The organism is Pseudomonas bubulae, assembly GCF_037023725.1.
GTDB lineage: Bacteria > Pseudomonadota > Gammaproteobacteria > Pseudomonadales > Pseudomonadaceae > Aquipseudomonas > Aquipseudomonas bubulae.
In genome coordinates this window covers 2,197,566-2,215,792 of sequence record NZ_CP146077.1, presented here as the reverse complement: position 1 = coordinate 2,215,792, position 18,227 = coordinate 2,197,566, and the positions used below count along the sequence as shown (strand labels likewise).

16 protein-coding genes are annotated in these 18,227 nt (G+C 59.4%); 6 read left to right on the top strand and 10 right to left on the bottom strand.

Going from position 1 to position 18,227, the window contains the following annotated elements; all coding sequences use genetic code 11:
* Nucleotides 1-12: 12 nt before the first annotated feature.
* Nucleotides 13-2,160 carry a fatty acid oxidation complex subunit alpha FadB gene (fadB, locus tag V6L81_RS10350; RefSeq protein WP_095025145.1) on the bottom strand — a complete coding sequence of 716 codons (2,148 nt, stop codon included), beginning with the start codon at nt 2,158-2,160 and terminating at the stop codon, nt 13-15.
* 406 nt (nt 2,161-2,566) lie between these two features.
* Nucleotides 2,567-3,004, bottom strand: coding sequence for a hypothetical protein (locus tag V6L81_RS10345; protein WP_088379313.1), 438 nt, complete (start codon nt 3,002-3,004; stop codon nt 2,567-2,569).
* Nucleotides 3,005-3,107: 103 nt separating this feature from the next.
* Here V6L81_RS10345 and V6L81_RS10340 point away from each other — a divergent pair, with 103 nt between their 5' ends.
* Nucleotides 3,108-3,548 (top strand): universal stress protein, encoded by a 441-nt coding sequence (locus V6L81_RS10340; protein ID WP_016780044.1) that lies wholly within the window; start codon nt 3,108-3,110, stop codon nt 3,546-3,548.
* A 76-nt stretch (nt 3,549-3,624) separates the two neighbouring features.
* On the opposite strand, the gene V6L81_RS10335 is transcribed toward V6L81_RS10340, so the two are convergent.
* On the bottom strand, nt 3,625-5,541 hold the full coding sequence (locus V6L81_RS10335) for an ATP-binding cassette domain-containing protein (protein WP_016780043.1): 1,917 nt from the start codon (nt 5,539-5,541) through the stop codon (nt 3,625-3,627).
* A 215-nt stretch (nt 5,542-5,756) separates the two neighbouring features.
* On the opposite strand from V6L81_RS10335, the gene V6L81_RS10330 reads away from it, so the two are divergent.
* Entirely contained in the window at nt 5,757-7,685 is a 1,929-nt protein-coding gene (locus tag V6L81_RS10330) for a transglycosylase SLT domain-containing protein (RefSeq protein ID WP_095019371.1), read from the top strand.
* Nucleotides 7,686-7,738: 53 nt separating this feature from the next.
* On the opposite strand, the gene V6L81_RS10325 is transcribed toward V6L81_RS10330, so the two are convergent.
* From V6L81_RS10325 to yegS, 3 genes are all read right to left on the bottom strand, one after another.
* Nucleotides 7,739-8,545 (bottom strand): MOSC domain-containing protein, encoded by an 807-nt coding sequence (locus V6L81_RS10325; RefSeq protein WP_095002217.1) that lies wholly within the window; start codon nt 8,543-8,545, stop codon nt 7,739-7,741.
* 70 nt (nt 8,546-8,615) lie between these two features.
* Nucleotides 8,616-9,551: a chemotaxis protein CheV gene (locus V6L81_RS10320; RefSeq protein ID WP_095019373.1), complete on the bottom strand. Its 936-nt coding sequence runs from the start codon at nt 9,549-9,551 to the stop codon at nt 8,616-8,618.
* A 75-nt stretch (nt 9,552-9,626) separates the two neighbouring features.
* Nucleotides 9,627-10,538, bottom strand: coding sequence for a lipid kinase YegS (gene yegS, locus V6L81_RS10315; RefSeq protein ID WP_338660663.1), 912 nt, complete (start codon nt 10,536-10,538; stop codon nt 9,627-9,629).
* A gap of 157 nt (nt 10,539-10,695) precedes the next feature.
* Here yegS and V6L81_RS10310 point away from each other — a divergent pair, with 157 nt between their 5' ends.
* Entirely contained in the window at nt 10,696-12,138 is a 1,443-nt protein-coding gene (locus tag V6L81_RS10310) for a mannose-1-phosphate guanylyltransferase/mannose-6-phosphate isomerase (RefSeq protein ID WP_323165471.1), read from the top strand.
* A gap of 83 nt (nt 12,139-12,221) precedes the next feature.
* On the opposite strand, the gene glp is transcribed toward V6L81_RS10310, so the two are convergent.
* Nucleotides 12,222-13,448: a gephyrin-like molybdotransferase Glp gene (glp, locus tag V6L81_RS10305; RefSeq protein WP_337859129.1), complete on the bottom strand. Its 1,227-nt coding sequence runs from the start codon at nt 13,446-13,448 to the stop codon at nt 12,222-12,224.
* Complete coding sequence (moaB, locus tag V6L81_RS10300) at nt 13,432-13,971, bottom strand: molybdenum cofactor biosynthesis protein B (protein WP_095002222.1); 540 nt, start codon at nt 13,969-13,971, stop codon at nt 13,432-13,434. The genes glp and moaB overlap by 17 nt, the downstream gene beginning before the upstream one ends.
* A 78-nt stretch (nt 13,972-14,049) precedes the next feature.
* On the opposite strand from moaB, the gene mobA reads away from it, so the two are divergent.
* A complete protein-coding gene (gene mobA / locus V6L81_RS10295) occupies nt 14,050-14,619 on the top strand; it encodes a molybdenum cofactor guanylyltransferase MobA (protein ID WP_095025147.1) in 570 nt (189 codons plus the stop codon).
* Between the two features lie 104 nt (nt 14,620-14,723).
* The gene (locus V6L81_RS10290; RefSeq protein WP_095002224.1) at nt 14,724-14,945 is read left to right on the top strand and encodes a YgdI/YgdR family lipoprotein; all 222 of its coding nucleotides are present in this window, start codon (nt 14,724-14,726) and stop codon (nt 14,943-14,945) included.
* A 48-nt stretch (nt 14,946-14,993) separates the two neighbouring features.
* Here V6L81_RS10290 and V6L81_RS10285 read toward each other — a convergent pair whose 3' ends face one another.
* Both V6L81_RS10285 and V6L81_RS10280 read right to left on the bottom strand, forming a co-directional pair.
* Nucleotides 14,994-15,884 carry a pseudouridine synthase gene (locus tag V6L81_RS10285; RefSeq protein ID WP_138738781.1) on the bottom strand — a complete coding sequence of 297 codons (891 nt, stop codon included), beginning with the start codon at nt 15,882-15,884 and terminating at the stop codon, nt 14,994-14,996.
* A gap of 42 nt (nt 15,885-15,926) precedes the next feature.
* Nucleotides 15,927-16,163 (bottom strand): glutaredoxin family protein, encoded by a 237-nt coding sequence (locus V6L81_RS10280; RefSeq protein WP_095002226.1) that lies wholly within the window; start codon nt 16,161-16,163, stop codon nt 15,927-15,929.
* Nucleotides 16,164-16,372: 209 nt separating this feature from the next.
* Here V6L81_RS10280 and V6L81_RS10275 point away from each other — a divergent pair, with 209 nt between their 5' ends.
* Nucleotides 16,373-18,106, top strand: a complete 1,734-nt coding sequence (locus V6L81_RS10275) for a monovalent cation:proton antiporter-2 (CPA2) family protein (protein ID WP_095002227.1) — start codon at nt 16,373-16,375, stop codon at nt 18,104-18,106.
* Nucleotides 18,107-18,227: the final 121 nt, after the last annotated feature.

The window sequence follows — 18,227 nt, the reverse complement described above, 5'->3', positions numbered from 1 at the left end:
CTAATGGGGCGCTTAACCGAAGAAGCTCTGGCCGTTCTTGGCCATCTCACGCAGCTTCGCAGTCGGGTGGTACAGCGCGCCCAGTTCAGCGTACTGATCGGCCAGGGCCACGAACTCTGCAACACCGATCGAATCGATGTAGCGCAGTGCGCCGCCACGGAACAGCGGGAAGCCAATACCGTAGACCAGACCCATATCGGCCTCGGCTGCGGTTTCAACGATGCCGTCTTCCAGGCAGCGTACGGTTTCCAGACACAACGGAATCATCATCCAGTTGATGATGTCCTCGTCAGTCACGTCGCGCTGCTCGTAAACAATTGGCTTGAGCACTTCAAGTACGCTGGAATCAACGACTTTCTTCTGCTTGCCCTTTTTGTCAGCCTCGTAGGCATAGAAGCCCTTGCCGTTTTTCTGACCCAGGCGCTTGGCCTCGTACAGGGCGTCGATCGCCGAGCGGCGGTCGTCTTTCATGCGGTCCGGGAAGCCTTCAGCCATCACGTCGCGACCGTGGTGGCCGGTGTCGATGCCGACCACGTCCATCAGGTACGCCGGGCCCATTGGCCAGCCGAATTTTTCCATTACTTTGTCGATGCGCACAAAGTCGACACCGGCACTGACCAGACGGGCAAAACCGCCGAAGTACGGGAACAATACGCGGTTGACCAAAAAGCCCGGGCAGTCGTTGACCACGATCGGGTTCTTGCCCATTTTCTTGGCGTAGGCAACGGTGGTGGCAACAGCCAGGTCGCTGGACTTCTCGCCACGAATCACTTCAACCAGCGGCATCATGTGCACCGGGTTGAAGAAGTGCATGCCGACGAAATTTTCCGGACGCTTGAGGGCCTTGGCCAGCAGGCTGATGGAAATGGTCGAAGTGTTGGAAGCCAGGATGGCGTCTTCGCGAACATGGTTTTCCACCTCCGCCAGTACCGCTTGCTTGACCTTCGGGTTCTCGACTACCGCTTCGACCACCAGGTCGACGTTGCCGAAATCGCCGTAGGACAGAGTAGGACGAATACCGTTCAGTACTTCGGCCATTTTCGCCGGAGTCATGCGACCTTTATCAACGCGACCCACCAGCAACTTGGCGGCTTCAGCCAGCCCTTGCTCGATGCCGTGTTCGTTGATGTCCTTCATCAGGATCGGCGTGCCTTTGGAGGCCGACTGATAGGCAATACCGCCACCCATGATGCCTGCACCCAGAACGGCGGCCTGCTTCACGTCTTTGGCGATTTTGTCGTAGATCTTGGCTTTTTTCTTCAGTTCCTGATCGTTCAGGAACAGGCCGATCAGGCAGTTTGAAGCGGAGGTCTTGGCCAGTTTGGCAAAACCTGCAGCTTCCACTTCCAGCGCCTTGTCACGACCGAAGTTCGCGGCTTTCTGGATGGTCTTGATCGCTTCAACCGGGGCCGGGTAGTTCGGGCCGGCCTGGCCAGCCACGAAACCTTTCGCGGTTTCGAACGCCATCATTTGTTCGATTGCGTTGAGCTTGAGCTTTTCCAGCTTCGGCTGACGCTTGGCCTTGTAGTCCAGCTCACCACTGATGGCGCGCTTGATCAGGTCCAGGGCAGCTGCGCCCAGCTTGTCAGCGGTGACCACAGCATCAACGACACCTACTTTCAGAGCGTCTTCTGCGCGGTTTTCCTTGCCCGAAGCAATCCATTCAACCGCGTTATCAACGCCGATCAGGCGTGGCAGACGCACGGTGCCGCCAAAGCCCGGGTAGATACCCAGCTTGACTTCCGGCAGGCCGATCTTGGCGCTGTCAGCCATGACCCGGAAGTCGGCTGCCAGGCACATTTCCAGACCGCCGCCCAACGCGATGCCATTGATGGCCGCGACGGTAGGTACGTTGAGGTCTTCGAAATCGCTGAAGATTCTGTTGGCTTCCAGGTTGCCGGCAATCAGCTCGGCATCCGGCAATTTGAAGTTTTCAACGAATTCGGTGATGTCGGCGCCGACGATAAACACGTCTTTACCGCTGGAAACGATGACACCCTTGACCGAAGCATCTGCCTTGATCGCATCTACTGCCTGACGCAATTCGTTCAGGGTTAGACGGTTGAACTTGTTGACGGACTCACCCTTGAGGTCGAACTTGAGTTCGACGATGCCACTTTCAAGAGCCGTAACCGTGATGGCTTTACCTTCGTAAATCATCAACTGATCTCCAGGATATGGAAGCTGAACAGTACACGTCAGAAGCTAGCGTCTGGCTGTCACTGACCTTTGCGTCAATGCTGTTGCCAATCCGCCAGGCACACCCGCCAACGCGATAATCGGGATTGAACAAGCATCGTCTGACACGACAAACACTCAATTCATACGCCCGTTTGATTTGGGTGTCGACACCTTCACGGAAAAGCGATCGATTGTCAATTGTCCAAAACAATGATGACAAAACGACCCGGCAGTCAGTTTAGACACCTGCGCTATGAGCGCCCGAAACCATTGCGGCGCCTTGCAGGTGAAAAGTGTGGGAGCGGGCTTGCTCGGGATTCAGACGCCGCGGTTTGTCTGCCACACCCCGCCGATTCCATCGCGGGCAAGCCCGCCCCCACAAGGGTCATGCCAGCGCCTTGAGCACCTCGTCAATGGCCTTGAGCACCTGGGCCTCGCCCTTCTCGCCCCAGACCAGCACAATCATTTGTTTATCGGCCTCAACCTTGTAGACATTGGCTGGCAGCTTGCGAAACTGCGCCAGCAGGCGCTCGTCCTCGCATTCTTCCTGCCAGCGATTGAGCCATTTTCCCGGTGCCGATTGCCAATAGCACCAAACATCAGGTTTAGTACTGCGGCGCGGACGGTGGTACTGCGCGCAGGAACCGGGCGGTTGCGGCTCAAGCCAGTGCGGCCACTCCTGAGGCGCCAGCTGCATGGACAACCCCATGCGCCGCGCCTCCATGCGCAGGTCCATCCGACCACTTTGCCCCCGGGACGGGCGCAACCACGCCAGGGGACTCAGAACCAGTGCCAGGATTGACACCACTATCCATACCGTCATATCTGTACTCTCACTGCTTGATAAACGCATGACCCAGACTTGAACCAAGGCTCTGGAAAAGGGCCATACTCATAATTAATCGCCATCTACAGGAGCACCCCACATGCCCTACGAACATATCCTGGTCGCCGTCGACCTGACCGACGAATGTGACCCCGTGATCAACCGCGCCAGTGAAAGCGCCAAGGCCAACGGCGCCAAATTGTCACTGATCCATATCGTCGAACCGATGGCGATGGCGTTCGGCGGCGATGTGCCAATGGATCTCTCGCAACTGCAGCAGCAACAATTCGACCAGGCCAAGGAACGCCTTGAACGCCTGATCGCCAAATACCCGCAGCTGCACAAGGACTACTGCCACCTGAACTACGGCCAGCCGCGCCAGGAAATCCATGCCCTGGCCAAAGCGCAAAACTGCGACCTGATCGTGGTTGGCAGCCACGGCCGCCACGGCCTCGCCCTGCTGCTGGGCTCGACCGCCAACGACGTACTGCATGGTGCACCGTGCGACGTGCTGGCGGTCAGCCTGAAAAAACCTGACTGAGTTTATCTGCAGCAACCACAAAAAAGCCCGGCCCCTTATAAAAGGGCCGGGCTTTTTCAGTTCAGCACGGGGTCAATCAGGCATCCAGCTCTGCCCAGCGCTCAACCAGCTGCTCAAGCTCGGCTTGCAATGTTTCAAGCTTGGCAATCACTTCCGCGGTTTTGGCCGCAGGCAGTTGATAGAAACCAGCGTCAGCCATTTCTGCTTCAACCGCAGCAATGGCCTGTTCCTTGGCGTCGATATCGGCCGGCAGGGCTTCCAGCTCACGCTGCAGCTTGTAGCTGAGTTTCTTTTTCGCCGCAGGAGCAGGCTGAGCAGCCACAGGTGCCGGTGCAGCCTCGACCACGGCCGAGTTGAGGTCGGCTTTGCCCGACTTGCTCTCGGTCACGCCCAGCAGGCGCGGTGAACCGCCCTGACGCAGCCAGTCCTGATAACCGCCCACGTACTCGCGAACCTTGCCTTCGCCCTGGAAAACCAGGGTGCTGGTCACCACGTTATCGAGGAATGCCCGGTCGTGACTGACCATCAGCACAGTGCCCTTGAAGGTCAGCAGCACCTCCTCAAGCAGCTCCAGGGTTTCAACGTCGAGGTCGTTGGTCGGCTCATCGAGCACCAGCAGGTTGGCCGGCTTGCTGAACAGCTTGGCCAGCAACAGACGCGCACGCTCACCACCCGACAGCGCCTTGACCGGCGTGCGGGCACGCTGAGGGCTGAACAGGAAGTCACCCAGGTAGCTGAGCACGTGACGGCTCTGGCCGTCGATATCGATAAAGTCGCGGCCTTCGGCCACGTTGTCGATCACGGTTTTTTCCAGATCCAACTGATGGCGCAGCTGATCGAAGTAAGCCACGTCGATACGCGTGCCCTCTTCAACCGTACCTTCGGTTGGCACCAGGCCGCCCAGCATCAGCTTGAGCAACGTGGTTTTACCGGTACCGTTGGCACCCAGCAGGCCGATACGGTCGCCGCGCTGCAGCACCATCGAGAAGTCCTTGAGCAGGAACGGACCACCCGGGTGAGCAAAGCTGACGTTTTCCAGCACCATCACTTGCTTGCCGGACTTGTCTGCCGTGTCCAGCTGGATATTCGCCTTGCCGGTACGCTCGCGACGTTCGCTGCGCTCTACGCGCAGTTCTTTCAGGGCGCGCACGCGGCCTTCGTTACGGGTGCGACGGGCCTTGATGCCCTGGCGGATCCAGACTTCTTCCTGAGCCAGACGCTTGTCGAACAGCGCATTGGCGGTTTCTTCCGCGGCCAGGGTGGCTTCCTTGTGCACCAGGAAACTGGCGTAGTCGCCATTCCAGTCGATCAGGCCGCCACGGTCCAGCTCCAGAATCCGGGTGGCCAGGTTCTGCAGGAATGAACGGTCATGGGTAATAAACAGAACCGCGCCCTGGAAGTCCTTGAGGGCCTCTTCCAGCCACGCGATTGCGCCGATATCCAGGTGGTTGGTCGGTTCGTCGAGCAGCAGCAGGTCCGGTTCGGAAACCAGAGCCTGTGCAAGCAGGACGCGACGACGCCAGCCGCCGGACAATTCGGCCAGGGTTTTGTCGGCAGGCAATTGCAGACGGCTCAGGGTGCTGTCCACCAATTGCTGCAAGCGCCAGCCATCACGGGCTTCGAGGTCTTGCTGGACGTGCATCAGCTTGTCCAGGTCAGCATCGGTGACGATGTTCTGGCTCAAGTGATGGTACTGGGCCAGTAACTCGCCAACACCGTCCAGGCCTTCGGCCACAACGTCGAATACAGTCCGCTCGTCGGCAACCGGCAACTCTTGCGGCAATTCGCCAATCTTGAGGCCGGGCGCGCGCCAAACAGAGCCGTCATCGGGTTTTTGATCACCTTTAACCAGCTTCATCATGCTGGACTTGCCGGTACCGTTGCGGCCGATGATGCACACCCGCTCTCCACGGGCGATCTGCCAGGACACCTTGTCCAACAACGGCATAGAGCCGAAAGCAAGGGACACATCGCTGAATTTGAGCAGGGTCATGAGCTTCTCCAAAAACTGGGCGCGCATTCTACCTGATTTGAACCCCCGGGCGGCCGGGTATTTCTTGTACGGTGCCGTCTTGCCTTCATTTAGTGCCAAGTTGCTATGGTTGGCCGCCAAGACGTTCACGCGTCGCTGGCAAAAGGCTAAGCTACGAAATAATCAGTGCAGGTTCGGCCTGCGCTCGTCACGTTTTTTATCAGTACGGAAGCCTCATGCGCAGTCGTCTCTTCAACTTTTTATCCTGCCTGCTTCTCACCAGCTGCGCCGTGCAAGCCGCCCATGGCGCAGACCTGACCCAACAACGCCAGCTCTACGACCAGGCCAAGCGCGCCCTGGCCAAAGGCGATTCCGGCCCTTACTTTCAAAATTCCGCAGCCTTGCGCAGCTACCCGCTTACGCCGTACCTGGCCTATGACGAGTTGACCGCACGCCTGAAGTCCGCAAGCAACACAGAAATCGAACAGTTTCTCGCCGCACATGGCGACCTGCCGCAAGCCAACTGGATGAAACTGCGCTGGCTGCGCTGGCTGGCAGACCGTGGCGACTGGGCCACTTTCGCAAAGTACTACGACCCCAAGCTCAACTTCACCGAGCTGGACTGCCTCAACGGCCAATATGAGTTGCAACACAACCGCAAGGCCGAGGGTTATGCCAGCGCAGAAAAACTCTGGATGGTCGGCAAGGCGCAACCGGCCGCCTGCGATGCCCTGTTCAGCCAATGGGCCGCGGCAGGCCAGTTGACCGAGCAAAAACGCTGGCAGCGGGTCAAACTGGCCGCTGAAGCACGTAATTACGCCCTGGCCACGCAACTCGCCAACGGCCTCAATACGCTTGGCCCACAAGCCCGGCTGATGATTGACGTGGCGCAAAAACCCGACATGCTCAGCCAGCCGTCACGTTTTGCCCCGGCCAGCGAGGCCATGTCTGACGCCGTAGGCCTGGGCCTGCGCCGCCTGGCACGTCAGGACCCGGAAAAAGCCGCGTCCCTGCTCGACACCTACGCCACCAACATGCATTTTTCCCGCGATGAAAAAGTCGCCATCGCCCGGGAAATCGGCCTGACGTTCGCCCGCCGCTACGACAGTCGCGGCCTGGACATCATGACCCAATACGACCCCGAACTGCGGGACAATACCGTTACCGAATGGCGCCTGCGTCTGCTGCTGCGTCTGGGCCGCTGGGAAGATGCCTACCAGCTCACCCGCAAACTCCCACAAGACTTGGCAACCACCAGCCGCTGGCGCTACTGGCAGGCCCGCAGCCTTGAACTGGCCGAACCCAAAAACCCGCAAGCTCAGGTCCTGTTCAAAAAAGTCGCCAACGAACGTGATTTCTACGGGTTCCTGGCCGCTGACCGGGCGCAAACCCCTTATCAACTCAACAACCGGCCGCTGGTGCTCAGCCCGCAACTGATCAAAAAAGTGCGCAATACGCCAGGCGTGCAGCGCGCACTTGAATTCCATGACCGCGGCCAGGTGGTCGATGGTCGTCGTGAGTGGTATTACGTCAGTCGCCTGTTCAGCCGTGACGAAATGGTCGCCCAGGCCAAGCTGGCTTACGACCTCAAGTGGTATTTCCCGGCTATCCGCACCATCAGCCAGGCCCAGTACTGGGATGACCTGGACATTCGCTTCCCGATGGCCCACCGCGATACTCTGGTGCGCGAAGCCAAACTCCGCGGCTTGCACTCCAGCTGGGTATTCGCCATCACCCGTCAGGAAAGTGCCTTTATGGATGACGCCCGCTCCGGCGTTGGCGCCAGCGGCCTGATGCAGTTGATGCCCGCCACCGCCAAAGAGACCGCACGAAAATTCAGCATCCCGCTGGCCTCGCCGCAGCAAGTGCTTAACCCCGACAAGAACATCCAGCTGGGTGCCGCTTACCTGAGCCAGGTGCATGGCCAGTTCAACGGCAACCGGGTGCTGGCTTCAGCGGCTTACAACGCCGGGCCGGGTCGTGTGCGCCAGTGGCTCAAGGGTGCCAACCACCTGGGCTTCGACGTGTGGATCGAGAGCATCCCGTTCGACGAAACCCGCCAGTACGTGCAGAACGTGTTGTCTTATTCGGTGATCTACGGGCAAAAGCTCAATGCGCCACAGCCTGTAGTGGACTGGCATGAGCGCTATTTTGATGATCAGTGACAGGTAGCCTGTAGCAGCTGCCGAAGGAACGAGGCAGCTGCTACAGGGCTTGGCTACTCCAGGATTGTTACCGGCATGCCGACTTCCAGAACGCCATTACCCTCGTTAACCAGGTTCTGACCGAACATGGTGCCGTTTTCCTGCTTGCGGTAGGTCATCAGGGTCGCCAGCGGTTCGCGCTGTTCATCACGCACCCCTGTATGCGGATCAACAGTAGTGAGGATGCAGCGCGAGCAGGACTTGACCACGCGGAACTCGACATCGCCGATGCGGATACGCTTCCAGCCGTCTTCGGCAAAGGCTTCGCTGCCTTCGATCACCAGGTTGGGGCGAAAACGCAACATGTCCATCGGACGGCCGATCTTGTGCGAAATATCATCCAGCGATGCCTGGCCAATCAGCAAAAGCGGATAACCATCGGCGAACGCAACCTGGTCATCATCCCGGCCGTAGCCCGACTCCGTGGTGCGCGCCCTTTGCAGTGGCACATGCACCAGCCGCACCGGCTTTTCTACAAAGCGGCTTAGCCAGTCAGCAGCAGCATCCCCTGCATCCGGTACACGCAAGGTGTCGCGCCATATCGTCACGCCACGCAGGTCGGTGTCGGCATCCGGCACTGCGACCTCCAGTGCCTCGAACCCTTCGGCATTCAAGGTCAAGCCACCGGCGACATTCCACAGCGCAGACAGCTGACTCATTTTGGGGTCGGCACGCTGGGTCAGAAACCGCCCGCTGGCTTCATCCACCAACATCCAGCGTCGATCGCCCACCAGCCCCAGCTTGTCCAGCGTGGCCAGAGGCAAGCTTTCACCTTTGCCGGATTTAAGTGGAAAACGATAAAGCGCGCTTAGACGCAGCATGACTCAGCTCCCTGCGGGGTTAAAAAAGCCACAGTATACGAGCCGATCACTGATGCAAAGGTGCGGGACTTCAAGCAGGTTGTTGGTCCAGTATCAGGCGCTGGCGTACGACATCCACCAGCTTGTCCGGCTGGAATTTGGACAGAAAATTGTCGCACCCGACCTTTTTCACCATCGACTCGTTAAAGCTGCCGGACAACGAGGTATGCAACACCACATACAGCGCGCGCAAACGCGGGTCATTACGGATTTCAGTGGTCAACCGGTAACCGTCCATTTCCGGCATTTCGGCATCGGTGAAGATCATCAGCAACTTGTCGGTCATTACCTGCCCGGTATCGGCCCAGCCCTTGAGCATGTTCAGCGCCTTCAAACCATCGCTGGCAATATGCATCTTGACCCCCAGTTGCGAAAGCGTTTCACGCAGTTGCGCCAGCGCTACACTGGAATCGTCGACCAGCAGCACTTCACGCCCGCGCACTTGCTCGAAGATCGGATCGGCAAGCTTCTCGCGCGAGACTTTGGCGTTGTACGGCACGATTTCGGCAAGAACTTTTTCCACGTCGATGATCTCGACCAATTGCTCCTCGACCTTACTGATGGCCGTCAGGTAATGACTGCGCCCGGCACTGGCGGGCGGAGGCAGGATGGCCTCCCAGTTCATATTGACGATACGGTCAACCCCACCCACCAGGAAGGCCTGCACCGAGCGGTTGTACTCGGTGACGATAATGGTGCTGTCCGGGCCCGGCACCAGCGCACGCATGCCGATGGCCTGGGACAGGTCGATCACCGGCAGGGTTTTACCGCGCAGGTTGACCACGCCGCACACATGGGGATGGCGGTGCGGCATCAAGGTCAGTTTTGGCAATTGCAGGACTTCTTGCACCTTGAACACGTTGATCGCGAACAACTGCCTGCCGGCCAGACGAAACATGAGAAGTTCCAGTCGGTTTTCACCGACCAGTTGAGTGCGCTGGTCTACCGTGTCGAGAATGCCGGCCATGAGTAACTCCTGGGGTAGGTACTTGATGCCTGACCTTATCGGCCGGATTCCCAGGACCTTGATATCGTTTAGCTATCAACCAACCCGCAGTTCTGACTGGCCCAGCAAAGGCGACCCCTGGGGTAAGTGGACCTTCAAAGCGCCCTTGCGCACGGCAAAGCGCATCGCATCGCCCGCAAGCGGCTCACCATCGAGGTTGATCGCCAGCCCTTCGGCGGCCTTGATCTCGACCCAGGGCAAACGCGCGCGGACAAACAGGTTATCCAGCCCCCAGCCTTCGGTCATCAGGCTTTTGAGCGTGCCGACGATTTCCGTGGGTGCAGGCAAAATGCTGATATCCAGCATGCCATCATCGACCAGCGCCTCAGGGCACAGGACTTGCCCGCCCCCGGCCTGACGACCGTTACCGATGCCCAGCGCCAGCAACTCGCCTTGCCAGTGAAAGTCCGGCCCCTGTAGCTCGGCATAGGCCGCGTGCAGCTCAGTAAAGCGCGACAGCCCGGTAAACAGATAGGCCGCGCCGCCCAGTACCTTTTTCAGGTCTTCGGAGGTATTGGCCGTGACCTGGCTACCAAAGCCACCGGTGGCCATGTTCAAAAACAACTGGCCGTCGACTTCACCCAGATCGATGGGACAGGCTGGCACATCGAGCAAGGCCAGGGCTTGAGCGGGCTCCAGGGACACACCGGCCGCCCGGGCAAAGTCATTGGCGGTGCCCAACGGCAACAGCACCAGACTGGCCTCGGTATCGGCCAGTGCCATCGCCTCGCAAATATCACGCAAAGTGCCATCGCCGCCACCGGCAATCAGCCGGGTGTAGCCGCCCTCCAGCGCCTCGCATACCAGACGCTGCGCATCCCCGGCCTCCCAGGTCAGCCGCACCGCCAGTTCCCACCCCGCCGCCCGCTGCTGCTCAACGGCAGCGCGCACGTCTTCGTTGAGCGCCTGCTTGCCGTGCAAAATCAAAAAAGCCTTACCTGCACTCATATTCCATCCCTCGACATAACGGTCTGATTGCTTGGACAACAGCCAGACCGAAAAGGCCCATGCACCCGTGATTTAACCTTCACGGCTCGATCAAAAGCGCAGAACCGGTCAGACTTCAACACCTGTAAGTTGTCCAATGATTCTAGAGGCGTTCTGTATGAGCACACTGGTTCCCTGCATCATCGCCGGTGGCGCTGGCACCCGGCTATGGCCAGTGTCGCGCGAGGCCATGCCCAAGCCCTTTATGTGCCTGCCCGATGGTCAGAGCCTGCTGCAAAAGACCTTTGCCCGCGCAACCGGCCTGCGTGACGTTGGCCCGTTGCTGACCGTAACCAACAGGGAGGTGTTTTTTCGCACGCTTGATGATTACCGCGCACAGTGCATGGACGGCATCGAGCTGGACTTTATCCTCGAGCCATTTGGCCGCAATACTGCCCCGGCGATTGCCGCAGCCGCCTTGCAGATTGCGCGGCGCTACGGCGGTAATACGCAGTTGCTGGTGCTCCCCGCCGACCATCTGATCACCGATATTGCCGCCTTCGGCCGGGCCGTCGACAACGCCCGCAAGCTGGCCGACGAGGGCTGGCTGGTGACCTTTGGCATACTGCCAACCCGGGCCGAAATCGGCTTTGGTTATATAGAAAAAGGCCAGAAGCTGAACCAGGATGGCTTTGAAGTGGCGCAGTTTGTTGAAAAACCGGACGCCAAAACGGCCCAGGGCTACCTCGACGGCGGCCTGCATCTGTGGAACAGCGGCATGTTCTGCATGCGCGCCGACAGCGTACTGCAAGAATTCAGGGCCCATGCGCCTCTGGTACTGGATGCCGTGACCCACTGCCTTGATCACAGCCAGATGTTTGAGGGCAAACAACAACGCCACCTCGAACTGGACAGCCAGAGTTTCGCCCTGGTGCCCGATATCTCCATAGACTACGCCGTGATGGAGCGCTCGCAAAAAGTTGCCGTGGTGCCCTGCCAGCTGGGCTGGAGTGATATAGGCTCATGGCAGGCGGTGCGCGAGCTGACCCCGGCCGACGCCAATGGCAACCAGTGTACTGGCGAAAACGTACTGCACGATGTACACAACTGCTACATCGACTCGCCGAAACGGTTGGTGGGCGGGGTCGGACTAAACGACCTGATCATTATCGATACGCCGGATGCTCTGCTCGTGGCCGACGCCCGGCGCAGCCAGGACGTCAGGCACATCGCCCGAACACTCAGACTCCAGGGCCACGACGCCTATCGCCTGCACCGCACTGTCACCCGCCCGTGGGGCACCTACACCGTGCTGGAGGAAGGTCCGGGGTTCAAGATCAAACGCATCGTGGTCAAGCCCGGAGCCGCGCTGTCCCTGCAGGTGCACCAACGGCGCAGCGAACACTGGATTGTGGTCAGTGGCAGGGCCGAAGTGAACAATGATGGCCTGGACTTCACCCTCGAAACCAACGAGTCCACCTTTATCAAACCCGGCAGCCCACACCGGCTGGGCAACACCGGGGAGGCTGATCTGGTCATGATCGAAGTGCAAAGCGGCGAGTATGTGGGCGAAGACGACATCGTGCGCCTGACTGATATCTATGGGCGCGCGCCTGTCTGAGATCATTGTGGGAGCGGGCTTGCTCGCGATGGCGATCACCCGCAATCGCGAGCAAGCCCGCTCCCACGGGTGACGCAACAGTGCTAGCCCAGCACTTCACTCAACGGGATAAACCCCACCCGGTCGCCTTCGGCCAGGGTGCAATCCTCAAGGACTTCCACCAGCCCTTCAGCCCATGCCGCGCTGCGCAACACGCCTGAACTCTGGTTTTTGTAAATCACCGCACGCCCTTGCTCCAAACGCCCGCGCAGGTACTCGCGACGATTGCCCGGCTTGGGCCAGACAAATCCTGCAGGCACCTGGAACTTCAGCGGTTCGACAGCCTGCACGCCTTGCAGGCGCAGCAGATAAGGCCTTGCCAGCAACGCGAACGTCACCAGAGTCGAGGCAGGGTTACCTGGCAGGCCGATCACCGGCACACCGCGAAAATGCCCGCAGGTCAGGGGTTTGCCCGGCTTGATTGCCAATTTCCACAGCGCCAGCTCGCCCTCTTCGCGCAACGCAATGCCCAAAAAGTCTGCCTCACCGACCGACACTCCGCCGGTGGATAAAATCAGGTCAACCGTTCCCAACTCACCCAAGCGTTGGCGGGTGGCGGGCAAGTCATCAGGCAGAATCCCCCCATCGACCACTTCACAACCCATGCGCGCCAACCAGCTGCACAGCACTATGCGGTTGCTGTTGTAGATTTGCCCCGGGCCCAACGGCTGCCCGGGCTCGATCAGTTCATCGCCAGTGGATAACACCGCCACCTTGACCCGTCGCATGACTCGCAGCTCGGCGCAGCCCAGGGATGCTGCCAGCCCCTGCTCGATCGGCCCCAAGCGCGTCCCCGCAGTAAGGACTACCTCACCAATGGTGGTTTCCTGCCCTTTAGGACGAATGTTCTGACCTGCACGCAAGGCATGGGTAAATACCACTCGTCCGTCGGCCTGCACCACAGTATTTTCCTGCATTTCGACGCAGTCCGCGCCCGCAGGTATCGGGGCACCAGTAAAAATGCGTGCACAGGTGCCTGGCGCCAGTGGCTCCGGGGCAGTACCGGCAAAAATTCGCTGGCTAACGGTTAGCGGATCCCCGGACCAGTCGCCCAGGTTCAACGCATAACCGTCCATTGCACTGTTGGGCCAAGGGGGAAGATCAAGGCTTGCAATCAAGTCGTGGGCCAGTACGCGGCCATCCCCTGCGCCCACCGGAACCGATTCGGTGTCAAGGATCGGCGCCGACTCAGCCAGTGCCAGCAAACGCTCAAGTGCCACCTCGACGGGCATCAGCGCGCCAGTTCGGCCCGGCTTATCCACGGGTTTCACAGGCCGGTGCCTGCTTCAAGTGGGCGACGAAGTTGCAGGGGCGATGACGGGAATCCAGTTGCTCGGCCAATATCCCGTCCCAACCGGTGCGTACAGCGTTGGTCGAACCCGGCAGGCAGCACACCAGCGTACCGTTGGCCAAGCCGGCAAGAGCCCGGGACTGCACGGTCGAAGTGCCGATATCGGCCACGGAGATCTGGCGGAACAGTTCACCAAAGCCATCTACTTGCTTGTCCAGCAGACAACTGACGGCTTCTGGCGTGCTGTCCCGTGCAGTAAAACCTGTGCCGCCGGTAATCAGCACCACCTGCACCCCATCGTCGGCGATCCAGGTGGCGACCTGGGCGCGGATTTTATACAGGTCATCCTTGAGCAACACCCGTGCCGCCAGGTTGTGCCCGGCATCACGCAGGCGATCGACAAAAACCTGACCCGAAGTGTCCGTTTCCAGGGTTCGAGTGTCACTGACGGTAAGAACGGCGATATTCAAAGGTACGAAAGGTGCATCAACCTTGGCTTTCATAGACGAGGTCCAGTTGTAGGAGAAACAGCCCGGTGTTATATCACAGCGCTTCTTTTGCCTGGTTGCGCGGAGTTCCATATGAACCGGTTTCAATGCTCCATCTTGCTGCTGGCAGGTGGCCGTGGCCAGCGCATGGGCGGTCAGGACAAGGGGCTGGTGAGATGGCAGGGTCAGCCGCTGATCGCGTATGCCCAGCGCGTCACCCGCCCGCTGACCGATGACCTGATCATTTCCTGCAATCGCAACCACGAACAGTACACCCGCCTGGCCGATCAACTGGTCAGTGATGGCAATGATGACTTTGCCGGGCCATTGGCGGGGATCCGCGCCGGGCTGGCCGTGGCCCGCCACTCACACTTGTTGGTGTTGCCCTGCGATGTACCGAAAATCGACCGCGGGTTGCTCGATGCCCTGCTGGGCGCTGCCGCTCAACATCCCGATCAGCCGCTGATGGTGCGCCACGGGGAGCACTGGGAACCGCTGTTATGCGTGATCCCCACAGCCCTGAAAGATGTATTCGAGGCCGCCTGGCAGGCAGGTGAACGCAGCCCGCGCAAAATCATGCTCCAGCTCAATGCTCGGGCCTGGCAATGCGCCGAAAATGACCCGCGGCTGGCCAATTTCAATACCCCGGACTGGCTGAAATAATCCGCGCCAGTGTCTGCCTGGGGCTAGCAATGGAACTTGCAGACGATGTATACGTCTCAAGGACAGTAATCATTAACAGCACATTCACTTGTTGGAGATACACAATGACTCACCGGACTCTCGCCGCCCTGATGCTCGCTGCTGGCATGGCCGCCCTTGCCGGCTGCTCCTCGCCTTCGGTGATCACCCTGAACGACGGTCGCGAAATCCAGACTGTCGACGCGCCAAAATACGATGACGACTCAGGCTTCTACCAGTTCAAGCAACTGGACGGTAAAGAAACCCGCATCAACAAAGACCAGATTCGTACCGTTAAAGAGCTGTAATACCGCTCTCTGGTCTTAAAACAAAACCCGCCTTGTGCGGGTTTTGTTTTACCAGTCCAGATGAATCCTGCTCTCGAAAAAGCGCGCTTCTCCCGTGAGCGGATCAACAAAGCGCAAACTCTGGGCCAGCAGTTTCAGCGGCTCGGCATAGTCATCGACAGCGTCCCTGATCACGTCCGGGTAGAACGGGTCATTGCATATCCCTGCCCCCAGCGCCGCCATATGCACCCGCAACTGATGCTTTTTCCCGGTGACGGGGTACAACGCATAACGCCACAACTCACCGTTTTTCTCACAAACGTCGACCAGGGTCTCGGTATTGCTGACGCCCGGCCCTTCTTTCATGCGGAAAAAAGGCTCGCCCTCCACCAGGCGGCTTTTATGCACCAGCGGCAGCTCAAGTTCAGGCAATGCGCGAGCAATGGCCTCATAGCGTTTGTCGATCTTGCGCGCGGGAAACAACGACTGATACGCCGAACGAGTGTCCGGATTGGCAGAAAACAGCACGAGGCCCGCCGTGTGCCGGTCGATACGGTGCAGGGGCACCAGATGGGGGTTGCCCAGGGTGCGGATCAAGCGCCGCAGCAGTGTTTGCTCGACATACTCACCGCCCGGGGTCACCGGCAGGAAGTGCGGTTTGTCCGCCACCACCAGATGCTCATCGGCATACAGGATGGTTTCCTGCACCGGAATGGGCGTTTCGTTGGGCACTTCGCGAAAGTAATGAATGCGCAGGCCTTCCCGGTACGCCAGCTGCGGGCTGATAGGCGCACCGTCGGCATCCAGCACCCGGCCACGGGCGATACGGTCAAGCCACTGTTCGCGGCTGATGGCACTGAAGTGTTCACTCAGGCAGTCGAGCACCGTCAACCATCTGCCTGGCGGCAGGTGCAAGGTACTGGCTTGATGCTCGGCGGCGATGAAAGGCTGGGACGACATAAAGGGTCTCGAGCGGAAAATGCAGCCGGTGATTATGCAGGTTTATCCAAGAAAATTGACCACCTGCGCAGTATCAAACGGCCAGCCCAACTCCTGGCCCGTATCGACCCGGCGCAATACCGGAATACGCAAGCCGTAGCTTTCAAACAACGAGTCGCTGTCAGCAATATCGACCAGCTCGACCATCAACCCATGCTCGACCAAGGGCATTAAAACCGCTTCGGCCAGTTCACACAGGTGACAACCCAGGGTGCCGAACAATTGGCATTCGGGAGGCATAAATAACGACCTTAGAAATAAAGTGTTTATCTTAAGAGCCTGGCCCGGTGACGTCGACCCGTAGCAGATACCCGCAGCCGTATGCCTGATTTGCCAATACAATCGCTCTATTCCCCTGCTTGCGACTACGCTTGACCCACATCAGCGACAGACCTTCGTATTTGCCGGATGCTCGCGACCTTTTTCCCGACCTGCCAAGGAAGCCTTTCGTGTTTGCCAATCTGTTAATCATCCTTGCCTCGTCACTGGTGGTCATTGCCCTGTTCCGGCGCCTGAAGCTGCCGCCGGTGCTGGGTTACCTGTGTGTCGGCCTGTTTGTAGGTCCCACCGCCCTCGACTGGATCAATGACAGCCCCGACCTGCCTGACCTGGCAGAGCTTGGAGTGGTGTTTTTGCTGTTTTCCCTGGGGCTGGAGTTCTCGCTGCCCAAGATGCTCAAGCTGCGTCGGGTGGTATTTGGCCTGGGCAGCCTGCAAGTGCTGTGTTCGGCAGTGGCGCTGGGCGGCCTGCTGTATGCCTTTGGCATGAGCCTTAACGGCGCTTTCCTGCTCGGTGCCGGACTCGCCCTGTCATCCACGGCGATCGTAAGTAAAGAGCTGACTAGCCTGGGGGAAATCTTCAGCCGTCACGGTCAGAATGCCATTGGCGTACTGCTGTTTCAGGACGTGGTCGCGGTACTGTTGCTGACCCTGGTGCCGGTGTTCGCCGGCAGCAGCGACCAGGCCTGGTATTGGGCCTTGCCGGTTACCTTGGGCAAGACTGTGATCCTGTTTCTGGGGCTGCTGTTTGCCAGTCGCTTCCTGCTGCCGCGCCTGTTCCACGAGGTGGCCGCGTCGCGCTCGGCAGAGCTGTTTGTGTTGCTGGCGCTGGTGATCGTGCTGCTCACCGCCTGGCTCACCCACCTGCTGGGCCTGTCCCCTGCGCTCGGCGCCTTCCTGGCCGGCATGCTACTGGGTGAAAGCCACTATCGACACCAGATTGAAGCCGATATCCGACCTTTCCGGGACATTCTGCTGGGTCTGTTTTTCGTCAGCATCGGCATGCTGATCGACCTGCAGCTTTTCATTCACCACGGTTTCCTGATTTTAGGCCTGACCCTGGTCCTGATGCTGATCAAGGGTGCCGTGGTCGCGATTCTGGTCAAGTTGCGTGGCAGCGACGGAGAAACCGCCTGGCGCAGTGGCCTGGCCCTGGCCCAGGGCGGTGAGTTCTGCTTTGCCCTGATGGCGCAGATGCAGAGCAACTCGCTGATCCCGGCGGATATGGCTGCCTATCTGCTGGCCGCTACGTTCTGCTCGATGCTGCTGACGCCCCTGCTGCTGCGCGCCGCGCCACTTATCGCAGCCAGCCTGCACCGGCAATCCTATGAAGAGGCGGAGCTGGAAGAAATCGCCAGCCAAAACGCCGAACTGCACGGGCACGTGGTGATGTGCGGCTATGGCCGCGTGGGCCAGTCCATTGGCCGTTTCCTGCGCAGCGAACACAAGGACTTTGTCGCGCTGGACTACGACCCCGATCGCATTGAGGAAGCAGCTAAAGCGGACAGCTGCGTGCACTACGGCGACGCCCGCCGGGGTGATCTGCTGCGCGCTGTAGGCCTGGATCGTGCGCGACTGCTGGTGATTGCCGTGGACAACACCGAGGTGGCCATGAGCGTACTCAAGGAAGCCCGGCTGATTACCCTCGAAGTGCCTATCCTGGTCAGGACCCGCGATGACAGCCAGCTCACCGAGCTGAAGGCCGCCGGGGCAACTGAAGTGGTACCGGAATTGCTCGAGTCGAGCCTGATGCTCGCCTCCCATGCCTTGATTTTGCTGGGCCTGTCAGAAAAAATCGTGCAACGCCGGGTCGACCAGGTACGCCATGACCGCTATCACCTGCTCGAAGGCTGTTTTGAAAGCGAAGACGCGCGGGAAGCTGCAATCCCCCGCGAAAACGACTGATTTAAGGTAAGGTTTTGCCTCTGTACACAAAAGACATCTCTGGCATTGCCCATCCAACAGCGTAAGCAATGCCAAGGAAACGAGTGAACCTTCACCGAAGGCCTACACTCGAACGATTATC

What these genes read in the sequence shown, in the direction of transcription:
- V6L81_RS10330 (WP_095019371.1), top strand. Translation starts at nt 5,757, where the DNA reads ATGCGCAGTCGTCTCTTCAACTTTTTATCCTGCCTGCTTCTCACCAGC.
- V6L81_RS10340 (WP_016780044.1), top strand. Translation starts at nt 3,108, where the DNA reads ATGCCCTACGAACATATCCTGGTCGCCGTCGACCTGACCGACGAATGT.
- V6L81_RS10335 (WP_016780043.1), bottom strand. Translation starts at nt 5,541, where the DNA reads ATGACCCTGCTCAAATTCAGCGATGTGTCCCTTGCTTTCGGCTCTATG.
- V6L81_RS10290 (WP_095002224.1), top strand. Translation starts at nt 14,724, where the DNA reads ATGACTCACCGGACTCTCGCCGCCCTGATGCTCGCTGCTGGCATGGCC.
- moaB (WP_095002222.1), bottom strand. Translation starts at nt 13,971, where the DNA reads ATGAAAGCCAAGGTTGATGCACCTTTCGTACCTTTGAATATCGCCGTT.
- V6L81_RS10280 (WP_095002226.1), bottom strand. Translation starts at nt 16,163, where the DNA reads ATGCCTCCCGAATGCCAATTGTTCGGCACCCTGGGTTGTCACCTGTGT.
- V6L81_RS10325 (WP_095002217.1), bottom strand. Translation starts at nt 8,545, where the DNA reads ATGCTGCGTCTAAGCGCGCTTTATCGTTTTCCACTTAAATCCGGCAAA.
- V6L81_RS10285 (WP_138738781.1), bottom strand. Translation starts at nt 15,884, where the DNA reads ATGTCGTCCCAGCCTTTCATCGCCGCCGAGCATCAAGCCAGTACCTTG.
- yegS (WP_338660663.1), bottom strand. Translation starts at nt 10,538, where the DNA reads ATGAGTGCAGGTAAGGCTTTTTTGATTTTGCACGGCAAGCAGGCGCTC.
- fadB (WP_095025145.1), bottom strand. Translation starts at nt 2,160, where the DNA reads ATGATTTACGAAGGTAAAGCCATCACGGTTACGGCTCTTGAAAGTGGC.
- V6L81_RS10310 (WP_323165471.1), top strand. Translation starts at nt 10,696, where the DNA reads ATGAGCACACTGGTTCCCTGCATCATCGCCGGTGGCGCTGGCACCCGG.
- V6L81_RS10345 (WP_088379313.1), bottom strand. Translation starts at nt 3,004, where the DNA reads ATGACGGTATGGATAGTGGTGTCAATCCTGGCACTGGTTCTGAGTCCC.
- V6L81_RS10320 (WP_095019373.1), bottom strand. Translation starts at nt 9,551, where the DNA reads ATGGCCGGCATTCTCGACACGGTAGACCAGCGCACTCAACTGGTCGGT.
- mobA (WP_095025147.1), top strand. Translation starts at nt 14,050, where the DNA reads ATGAACCGGTTTCAATGCTCCATCTTGCTGCTGGCAGGTGGCCGTGGC.